The 10,369-nt window shown below is 67.6% G+C and carries 7 protein-coding genes; 3 read left to right on the top strand and 4 right to left on the bottom strand.

The annotated features are described in order from the left end of the window. Window positions 1–83, top strand: an 83-nt coding sequence (locus tag BFF77_RS38285; protein WP_141698549.1) for an SEC-C metal-binding domain-containing protein, incomplete at its 5' end; no start/stop codon positions are given. Window positions 84–185: 102 nt separating this feature from the next. After that, the gene (locus tag BFF77_RS33765; protein ID WP_079125571.1) at window positions 186–3,323 is read left to right on the top strand and encodes a DEAD/DEAH box helicase; all 3,138 of its coding nucleotides are present in this window, start codon (window positions 186–188) and stop codon (window positions 3,321–3,323) included. 142 nt (window positions 3,324–3,465) lie between these two features. Here BFF77_RS33765 and BFF77_RS38280 read toward each other — a convergent pair whose 3' ends face one another. After that, window positions 3,466–4,254 (bottom strand): YDG/SRA domain-containing protein, encoded by a 789-nt coding sequence (locus BFF77_RS38280; protein ID WP_079125570.1) that lies wholly within the window; start codon window positions 4,252–4,254, stop codon window positions 3,466–3,468. Window positions 4,255–4,388: 134 nt separating this feature from the next. After that, window positions 4,389–5,372 (bottom strand): hypothetical protein, encoded by a 984-nt coding sequence (locus tag BFF77_RS28520; RefSeq protein ID WP_066955488.1) that lies wholly within the window; start codon window positions 5,370–5,372, stop codon window positions 4,389–4,391. Window positions 5,373–5,571: 199 nt separating this feature from the next. Between BFF77_RS28520 and BFF77_RS28515 the strand changes: the two genes are divergently transcribed. Continuing rightward, window positions 5,572–5,949 carry a hypothetical protein gene (locus BFF77_RS28515; protein ID WP_066955485.1) on the top strand — a complete coding sequence of 126 codons (378 nt, stop codon included), beginning with the start codon at window positions 5,572–5,574 and terminating at the stop codon, window positions 5,947–5,949. 215 nt (window positions 5,950–6,164) lie between these two features. Here BFF77_RS28515 and BFF77_RS28510 read toward each other — a convergent pair whose 3' ends face one another. Both BFF77_RS28510 and BFF77_RS28505 read right to left on the bottom strand, forming a co-directional pair. After that, window positions 6,165–7,310, bottom strand: a complete 1,146-nt coding sequence (locus BFF77_RS28510) for an ATP-binding cassette domain-containing protein (RefSeq protein ID WP_079125569.1) — start codon at window positions 7,308–7,310, stop codon at window positions 6,165–6,167. Next, window positions 7,307–10,333, bottom strand: a complete 3,027-nt coding sequence (locus BFF77_RS28505) for an FtsX-like permease family protein (RefSeq protein WP_066955482.1) — start codon at window positions 10,331–10,333, stop codon at window positions 7,307–7,309. The genes BFF77_RS28510 and BFF77_RS28505 overlap by 4 nt, the downstream gene beginning before the upstream one ends. Window positions 10,334–10,369: the final 36 nt, after the last annotated feature.

Here is a 10,369-nt window from a genome sequence, read left to right as displayed (position 1 = left end):
GGCCCCCACCCCGCAACGCCCTCTGCTGGTGCACCTCGAACAAGCCCTACAGGGACTGCCACGGCGGACCAGGCGAGGTGTAGCGCCCGCCCTCTAGGCCCTGCCCTAGTCCCTTCATCGGTGGAATGTCAGTGGCTGCTGCAAAAATCAGAATCGACCTTGCGGCTTCGATGAAGGGATCTTGGATGACGGACGCGCTGGACGACAGATCTCCGGCAACCGGACTCTACGAGCAGCTGATCACGCTGCGGCTCGAAGCCCGTCTCAAGCAGATGGACGGCACGGGATGGCGAGCCATCGATGCCGAAGTGGGCGTCGAGTCCACCCCTCATGTCCTCGCCCGGCATGTTGCCGACACTGTCCGGCGCGTCCTGCGCGGCCTGCCTGACACCGAGCGTGTCCACGCTGCCAACCACATCCTCGATTCGGTCAGCACTCTGGCCGGCGCAAAAGAGTGGGTGGACATGGTGGCCGAAGGCCCTCGGCAGCTCATGGCCATCGCAGAGCAGGAGGCACCAGGTGTCTATGCCATCCGCCCTGCTACCCCTCTCTCCGACACCGCCCTGCTCACAAACTCTCCAGAGGATCCCAACCTGGGATTTGAGCTTCGCGCGGAACTGGCTACCGCGGATCGAGTCGATCTTCTTTGCGCCTTCGTCAAATGGCATGGACTACGCGTTCTTGAAGGTGCTCTCCGCACGGCCCACGAGCGCGGAGTCCCTATCCGAGTCATCACAACCACCTACATCGGTGCCACTGAACGACGGGCTCTGGATCGACTAGTCCAAGAGTTTGGCGCTGAGGTAAAGGTCAACTACGAGCTTCGCTCTACCCGTCTCCATGCGAAAGCCTGGCTCTTCCGACGAAGCTCTGGGTACGACACGGCGTATGTCGGAAGCTCGAACCTCTCGAAGGCAGCACTCCTCGATGGGCTTGAGTGGAATGTCCGCCTCTCATCAGTCGCCACCCCGGATGTCATGAAGAAGTTTGAGGCCACCTTTGATTCCTATTGGAGCGAGGCCGCCTTCGAGGCATATGACCCGGCGATTCATGGGGATCGCCTGGACGCAGCTCTACGGGAGGCAAGCGGTACCACTACGGCCGCCAACAGCCTGAGCATCACCCTGTCGGGGTTGGAGGTACGCCCCTATCCGCACCAGCAGGACATGTTGGAACGCCTTCAGGTGGAGCGGGATGTCCATGACCGGCATCGCAATCTCCTGGTGGCCGCAACAGGTACGGGCAAAACAGTCATGGCTGCGCTTGACTACAAGGCGCTCCGCAGAAAGCTGGGGCGGGATCTGCGTCTCCTCTTCATCGCTCATCGCAAGGAGATCTTGGAACAGTCACTCCGAACCTATCAAGGTGTTCTCGACGATGGAAACTTTGGCGAATTGCTTTTCAGTGGAGAAATCCCATCCGACTGGAACCATGTCTTCGCGAGTGTCCAATCCCTTAACGCTCGCACTCTAGAGAGACTCGCCCGCAACCACTTCGATATTGTTGTGATTGATGAATTTCATCATGGCACAGCTCCGACCTATCGGAAGATCATCGATCATTTCAAACCTATTGAACTTCTTGGCTTGACAGCAACTCCTGAGCGTATGGATGGCTTGAACATTCAGGACGAGTTCTTCAATGGACGTATTGCCGCCGAGATGCGCCTATGGGAAGCTCTAGAGAATGAACTCCTCTCACCCTTCCACTACTTCGGGATCACGGATACCTCAGACCTCACCGCAATCCAATGGAAGCGTGGCGCGTACGACACCACCGCGCTCAGCAATCTCTTTACGGGAAATGATGCTCGCGCGCGACTAGTAGTCAAAGCAGTAGAAGATAAGATCGCTGATCCAGGTCGCATGCGCGCACTAGGATTCTGCGTATCAGTAGCTCACGCCCACTTTATGGCAGAATTCTTCCAACAAGCCGGGTTGAACGCTATTGCCCTGTCAGGTGACACTCCGCCTGACCAACGGCGCTCTGCACTGAGTGCGCTGCGGGCTGGCGAACTGCAGGTGATTTTCTCCGTGGACCTGTTCAACGAGGGTCTCGATATTCCCAACGTTGACACACTCCTCCTGCTGCGCCCGACATCGAGCGCCACGGTCTTCTTGCAGCAGCTCGGACGGGGCCTGCGCCGCTGCGAGGGGAAGGCGGTCCTCACCGTACTGGACTTCATCGGTCAACACCGCAAGGAGTTCCGCTTCGAGGAACAGTTTCGCTCGCTCACAAACCTCACCCGAAACCGGCTCGTCTCCGCCATCGAGCATGACTTTTCGCAACTACCTTCAGGCTGCCAAATCATTCTTGAGCCCAAGGCCAAGGAACTTATCATTGAAAATATTCGCACTCAGATCGGTGTGAATGTGACTCAACTCGCCAATGAAGTGCGGCAATTTGGCGAGCTGCGACTAGCCGCATACCTCGCAGAAAGCGGCCGTGAGATCAAGGAGCTCTACCGAGGAACAAACCACTCCTGGACCGCGCTACTGCGCCGAGCGAACCTCCTGCTCGGCCCAGCACCTGACGGCGAGGCAGCATTGCTGAAGCGAGCGTCAGCCTTCCTCCATGTAGATGATCCGGCCCGGGCCGCCGCCTATACCCGACTGCTGGAAGACGACGCACCGCCTTACGACGAACTCGCCGAGATGGAGCGCTCCTACGCACGGATGCTCTTCTTCACACTCTGGCCATTGGGCGGCTTCAACTCCTACCAAGCCGGCTTCACATCACTGCGTCACCAGACGGCCGTACGAGGCGAGTTGCGCCAGATCCTCGCTCACGTCCTCGATCGCCTTGACCATGTCACGCCGCCTCTTACTGGTGCGCACAGCACCCTGCCTCTTCGAGTACACGCGTCTTACAGCCGTGAGGAAATCCTTGCAGCGCTAGGCGAATCCACCATCGAGGGCCTGATGCCAGGCCACTTCCGTGAGGGTGTGCGCTGGTGCGATCAGGCCAAGACTGATGCCCTCCTCATCACTCTTGAAAAAGACGAGAAGGACTTCTCTCCGCAGACTCGCTACAAGGACTACGCGATGAGCGACACTCGGTTCCACTGGGAGTCACAGAACCAAACATCGGAGTCTTCACCCACAGGCATCCGCTATCAGTCCCATCAAGCCAGCGGAAGTCATGTGCTGCTCTTTGTTCGTCGCTACAAGAAAACAGATATTGGTGGCCCCCAGCCCTGGATGCTGCTCGGTCCAGCCAGCTATGTGTCACACGAGGGCAGCAAGCCAATGGGCATCACCTGGAAGCTTCACACTCCTCTCCCCGCAGACGTCTGGACCTACTCGGCCATCGCTGCCGCCTAAGAATCCTCGTCCACTATCTTCCAAAAACGACGATGGGCCTGGATGAACTTCTTCTCAATCCGGTGTTGGTCCACCGTTGTAAGCCTTATCTTTGGTGACGTCTTGTCACTAGGATAGCGATCAATGACATCCAGGCAATCATTCAGATAATTGCGCCACGATCCAATCTAACATGACAATTGGGGCATAGGCATAGAATATTCCTATCAATATCCGGACCGCCATCATCCCATCCCAACGCCTGAATATGAGCTCCTTCTGCGTAGCTCATTCCATCCGGCCCGACCAAAAGAGCAGTCCTACATATTTGACAGGTGTGCCCGTACCACTGCTTTACGCGTCGAGCCGTTGAAGTATCCCGAACAATGCGCTCAACGGTTGCGGTCCTCCTGAGCGGAGAACCGTCAAGCGCCTCTTGGACTTGCTGTCTTATGGGCAGCAGTTCTTGCTTATCGAGAGGGAGGCGGCGCAGCGTAAACCGACAGATCTTGAAGCCTGCCTCACCGTCTTCAAACGCAGAGTCCACGACCCTATAGAGTCCGTCATATCGATACCCGCTGCTAGGTGAATAAATTTTCTCACCCGTGGCCCCACGGATGACGCGAATCGAGTATCCCTTGACTTGACTGCGCCGAAGTCCCGTGTTCCCTGGGTTGTCCCAGGTTTGGTCTTTTACCTGACGCCCAGTGTTCTCATCTCGGCCGCCAGCTCCGGTGTAGAGCACCTCGTTCCAACCATCGCGATCATCGTTGTAGCCCTTGCTCAACACAATCGCATCTGCCGCTCGCTGACCTTCTTCGTCACGTCCCCAAGAGATCCCGTCCCGTTCGGCCTTGTGAAGCTTGGCTCTCTTGACAGCAACACGGGAGTCAAAATGGGCTCCAGGGGAGATCCCATCGATGTGCCCGAAGGTAGCTCTGTACGCAGACATGCATACATGCTGCCTACTAGTTGATTGATTTTGATCATTTTACTGCGCACTCCGAGAACGAGTGGCCTGAATTAAGCGTTTACTGGCTTGAAAGAGCTCAGCTTGCTTGATCAAAATCCGCGTGGGTGAGGTGGTCAGAGGTAGGGGCGGATGATGACGTCGGGGAGGGCTGGGCGGGATGTGGCCTGGTGGAGTTTGGTGCGGACCGCGGCCACCAGTTCTTCGGGGTGGTCGCGGATCAGGGCGGGGAACGCGCTGATCACGTCCACTCCGTGGGCTTCCAGGAGGAGGCGACGGCGGAGGGTGGTGCGGTAGGCGGTGACGCCCAGGTGGAATTCCTCCGAGTCGACTTCCAGGGCGACGCCCGCGTGGGCCCAGTAGGCGTCGGGGCGGGCGAGGAAGGTGCCTCTCGGGGTGAGGAGGACCGGGTTCCAGAGGGGGTGCGGGAGGCCGGCGGCGAGGAGGGTGTCGCGGGCCTGGCCCTCGGCGATGGAGCGGGTGCCCGCGCGGAGTTCGTCCAGGACCGCGCCGACCGCCGGGTTGCGCAGGGCGTGGGAGGCGCGCAGTTCGGCGCGGAGGTCCTCCGGGTGGCAGCTACAGGTCTGGACCGTCGTCGCGAGGATCGCGCGTACCCGTTCCGTGGAGGGTTCACGGGCGGCGAAGTCGGAGGCGGCGCGGACCGGGCGTACGCAGGGAATGCCGTTGACCAGCAGCGTCGGTGGCCAGCGGCTGGTGCGGCGCAGCCGTACGTACGATCTGTCCCGCAGACCTCGGCGCGCGCCGACCAGGACGTCGGCCTGCTCGGCCGTCGCGCCCCGCACTCCGTACAGCGACAGCGCCGCCTCCCCCGTCAGGACCGCGTGTGTCCCCGAGAGGCCGGCCGTCCCGGCGTCCGCGTAGAGGACCGCGGCCAGCAGCCGCTGGCGTGGATCGGGCGCACCGGTCTGTATCAGGACGACGCCGGGCAGCAGGCGCTGCCAGGGGCCGCCCGGCGCGCAGCGGCCGGCGGCGGTCCCGGCGGCGAGGCCGGTGGCACGTAACTGGCGAGTCGTCGCCAGGCGCATCTGCGTACGGGACAGCTTGGCGATGGCCGCGTCGGCGGTGGTGGTCCTGGGCATGGGGATTCACTGCCCAGGCCCGAGGGCACGTGGACATGCGCCGATGGGCTGTGACGATCTCTTGTGTCCTCGGTTACGTTCCGGGCATATCGTCCGACTCGTACCGCCCCCACTTCCGTGGCCGCTCCGGCTCTCCTGGTTAGGCTCGGTCGTGTCAGCGGATCCGGAAGCGATCCGAAGAGCGGCGAAGGCGGCGGACATGGCGACAGCGGCAGGGGTAGGCGCGGGAGCGGCGACATCGGCGGCGAGGTTCCCGGCCGCGGCCGTCGCGGCAGGCGCGGCGGCGGGCGGGCTCGTCGGCGGGTACGGGATCGCCCGGTGGACCAAGAAGCGTCCCCTCGGCGGGATCGCCCTCGCCGCCGCCGGCGCCGTGGCCGCGCGCGAGTGGCACCGGACCGGCGGGACCAAGGCCGCGGTCGGGCTGAGCGCCGCGTACCTCGTCGCCTTCGCCGGTTCGCATCCGCTGGCCAAGAAGATCGGCGCCTGGCCCGCCGTCCTCACCGTGGCGGGCGCCGTCGCCGCCGCGTCCTGGACGGTGACCCGCCGCCCGGTTCGGCAGGAACGGGACCGCCCGTAGGAACGGGACCGCCCCTGAGACCGTCCGGCGGGACTTCGCTTGGAGCGCGCAAGGTACGCAGAGCGAGTGCCGCACCAGCAGTACGGGGTGGGCCGCGGTGCCGTACGGATCCGGACGACGAACCCGTACGTACGACCGGCTTCCGGGGCCGCGCCCCTTCGGCACCGGCGCATCGCCCGCCCCGGACGCCCCGGCGCCCCGGACGGGCGTACGCCTCAGCGCGTCGTCCCGTCCGTGCCGTTCGCGCCGTCCGGCCATACCTCGATGTGGTCCTGCTCCAGCTCCAGCATCACCCGCTGTTCCATGCCGAGCGCCGCCGTGTACTCCGCGGGCAGTTGGAGCCTCCCGGCCCGGTCGAGCATCGCGTACTCCCGGGCCACCACCGACTCCTGGCCCTCCGCGTCGATCTCCGTACGCCGCAGGACCTCCGACGAGGTGCGGCCGTCGCGGATGGCGACCGTACGGCGGACCTCGTTCTCGACCGCCTGGTCGTGCGTGACGATCACGATCGTCGTCCCCAGCTCCTCGTTGGCCCGGCGGAACGCGGCGAAGACCTGCTCCCCCGTCGCCGAGTCCAGTTCGCCGGTCGGTTCGTCGGCGAGCAGCACGGAAGGGGAGTTGGCCAGGGCCACGGCGATCGCGACGCGCTGCTGCTGGCCTCCGGAGAGCTGGTGCGGGCGGCGGTCGGCGCAGTCGGTGACGTCCAGCATCGCCAGCAGTTCCTTCGCCCGCTCCCCTTTCGCCCTCGACGATCGCGCGGATCGCAGGGATCGCAGGGATCGCGTCGACTTCAGCCGATTCGCGCCTTGGGGGCCGCCGCGGCCTCTCAACTGCATCGGGAGAGCGATGTTCTGGCCGGCCGTCAGGTACGGCAGGAGATTGCGGGTCGTCTGCTGCCAGACGAAACCGACCACCTCACGGCGGTAGTTCAGCCGGACCTTCGCGTCCATCGCGAGCAGATCGCGTCCCGCTACCCTGGCCGCGCCGGCCGTGGGGACGTCCAGGCCCGCGAGGATGTTCATCAGCGTCGACTTCCCGCTGCCGGACGCGCCGACCAGGGCCATCAACTCGCCCCCCTGGACCGTGAGATCGAGCCCCTGGAGGGCCTGCACCTCCACCCCGTCCGTGGTGAAGACCCGCACCAGCCGGTCGCACGTGATCAGCGCGTCGTGGCCGTAGGAAGGGCGGTTCCGGTGTGCGGTCGCCTGCCGTTCCAGGTCGGTGAGGGTGGGAGCGGGGCCCGCGCCCGGTGCCACGCCGGGTCCCGGTCCCACGCCCGGTCCCGGCCCCGGGTTCGAGGTCGGGCCCGGGTTCGGGGTCACACCCTGGGTCGGGTTCGAGTTCGGGGTCGGGCTCGTCATCGTGTGTCTCCCGCTCTCAGCTCCGTGATCGATCCGCGTCTGCCCGCCCGCCATGCCTGCCCGGCGGCCACCGCCCCCGCCAGTACGAGCACACCGCCCGCCGGCAGCGCCAGCGACCATACGTCCGTGCTCAGCGACACATCGCCCACCACGGACGCGGACGCGGAGGCCACGGCGAGCTGCGCCAGGTCGATGCCGGGGGCCAGCAGCCGGATGGTGGCCCAGCCGACGAGGACACCGCCCCCGGCGGCGAGCAGCGCCTGTGGCAGCGCTTCCAGGCCCAGCAGCAGACGGCCCTGGCGGGTGGTGAGGCCCATGGTGCGCAACCGGCTCAGCAGGGCGGTGCGTTCGGGCGCGGCGTGCAGGAAGGAGAGGAGGAGGGCGACGACCGCGTAGGCCGCGCCGGCCAGGGCGGCGACGGCGTAGATCCGCTCGGCGCCCGACTGGAGCGGCGACGCGGTGAACGAAGCCCGCTCCTCGCTCCGCAGGCTCACCTCCGAGGCCGAGGCCGAGGAGGCGGACGACAAGGACGATGACGGGGACGAAGACGGAGACGAAGACGAGGACGGGGCCGACGACGCGCCCGCACCCCGACCGGGAGTCCGCGAGCCCTGGAGGCCCTCGATCGCCGCGCGCAGCTCTTCACCGTCCAGCCGCTCGCCCGTGACCAGCAGCGTCGTCGGTTTCGCCGCCGTCAGGGCCGCGCTGTCCACCAGCAGGAAGTCGGAGCGGGGAGCGGCCGGGGTGTGGGACCGGACCGTGGTGATCCGTACGGTGATCCCGCCCGCCGACGAGAGGATCCGGCGCGGCGCTGTGCCCAGCCGCTCGGCGACGGCGGGGGACGCCACCGCGTTCAGCACCCCGCCCCGGCCACGCGCCTTCAGCACACCGGCCGGGAACGCCCCGAGGTCCGTCCGCCGGGCCAGCCGGGTGTACGCGTCGGGCTCGACCCCGATCAGGGTGACCGGCTTCCGCGGGTCCTCGGTGGCCCCGGACCCGGTATCGCTCGCCGCCCCGGACCCGGATCCGCCTGCCGCCCCGGTACCGGCCGCCGACCCCGCCGACCCCGGCCCGGCCGCCGGCACCGCTTCCGCCACCGAGTCGATCCGTACCGGGGTCACCTCCCGTACGCCCGCCACCTCACGCACCGCACCTTCCGCGCCCGGCGGCAGCGGCAGGGCGTCGCCCGGGGTGGAGATCCGCGCGTCCGCGCCGACGGCCAGCAGCGCGGCCCTGTCGCGCGCGTCCGCGATGCCCGACAGTACGGAACCTCCGAACGCCGCCGTCGTCAGCGCGATGAGCAGCGCCAGCAGCGGCAGCGCGGCCGTCGCCGACGAGGACCGGCCCGCCCGCGCGAGTGCCAGAAAACCGACCGCGCCGCGCAGCCGCGCCGCAGAACGGGCCGCGTGGCGCAGGGGCAGCGGGTACAGCCGTACGAGGACGAGCGCGGCGATCAGCGCCACCAGGACGGGGGCCGCGCTCACCAGCAGGTCGCCCGCCCCGCCGGACGGATTCGCCGTGCCCCGGCGGCGCAGCGCCGCCACCGAGGCAACGGCCAGGAGCAGCAGGGTCAGTTCGGCCACGGTACGGCGGCGGCTCGGCCGCGCCGCCGTCAGGTCGTCGCGGCCCCCGTACGCGCGCGCCCCGCGGAGCGGCGGGACGGCCCGGAGCGGGAGCGCGGCACAGGCGAGCAGCGCGACGGCGGACGCGCCGTACACGGCGGGCAGCAGACGTACCCCGCCCAGGGACCCGTCGCCGCCCCCGTCCACCGCGAGTACCGCCAGCAGCAGTCCGGCCCCGGCGGCGGGCAGCGCGATCACGGCGGTCTCCGCGAGGAGCCGCCCGCCGATGCCGGGCAGGGAGCCGCCGCGCGAGCGCAGCAGGGCGAGTTCGGCGGCGCGGCCCGCGGCGATCAGACCGCCGGCCATCGCGAGGACGACGGCGGCGACGGTACCGATGCCGAAGGCCGCGACGACGACGATCCGCGAGATCGCCTCGCGCGTCGCGAGATGGGAGCCGACGACCGCGCCGAGGCCGGTCTCCACCACCGCGTTCCCGCCCGCGATCTCCCGCATCCGCAGCAGGTCGGGGCCGCTTTCGAGGGAGGCGATCCGCCGCCCGAGCTCCGGGGCGTCCGCGGCGGTCAGCCCTCCGGTGGCCGGGGCGAGGCGCCAGTACCTCTCGGACTCCGTACGGGTGCCGAGGAGCGCGGGCGCGGCCTCGGGCGCCAGCAGCAGTCCGGCCTCCCAGCGGAGCTGCGGCGGCCGGGACGGCAGGGCGTTCAGCCCGGGGGCGCGCAGGAGCGGTTCCGCGGACCAGTAACTTCCCTCGGGGTGGCGGGGTTCGACCAGTCCCGTGATCCGTACGGTGAGGGCCCGGGTCCCGTAACGGTCGCTCAGGCGGAGTACGGAGCCGACGCGCAGCCGCAGCTCACGGGCGGTCGCCGTGGTGGCGGCGGCCTCCACCTCCTTCGTGCGCGCGTCCGCACCCCGGCCCGCGGAGGGCAGGCGTCCGCTCCGTACGGTGGCGTGCGTGGCCAGCTCCGACTGCGTGGCCAGGGTGAACCGGGGCGGGATCGCGTCGGGGCGCGGAAGCCAGTCGTCCGTACCGGTCAGGGGCTCGCCGGTGCGTACCCCGTACGCGGACTCGGCGAGGTCCACCCGCAGCGGACTCGGCAGGCTCGCCACCGCCCGCCGGTAGAGGGCTTCGAGCGCGTCGGGCCGCATCGCCTCGACCCGTTGGGGCTCGGGGATCTCCAGGCCCGCCTGGGGGGCGGTCAGTTGCAGCACGGTGTCGCTGACGGGCGTGCCGGTGATCTCACGGCGCAGCCCGTCGGTCTCGTACGCGTCGACGGCCCGGGGGAACGCGGCGGCGAGGAAGGCCGTGAGCAGGACGAGCGCCCCGAGGGCGGCGGCGGCCCCGGGGGCGGTCCGCAGCCGGGTGCGTACCCAGGGCGCGACGGCGCGGACACGGCCCGCCTCCCGGGGCCGGGCCCCGGCCGAGCCGTGGGAAGGCGGAGGCACGGGGGTGGGTCTGGGGGCGGGCGTAGGGGTACGGGT

Source organism: Streptomyces lushanensis (assembly GCF_001700515.1).
GTDB lineage: Bacteria > Actinomycetota > Actinomycetes > Streptomycetales > Streptomycetaceae > Streptomyces > Streptomyces lushanensis.
The sequence above is the reverse complement of the archived record's forward strand: the minus strand, read 5'-3'. Positions and strand labels throughout refer to the sequence as shown.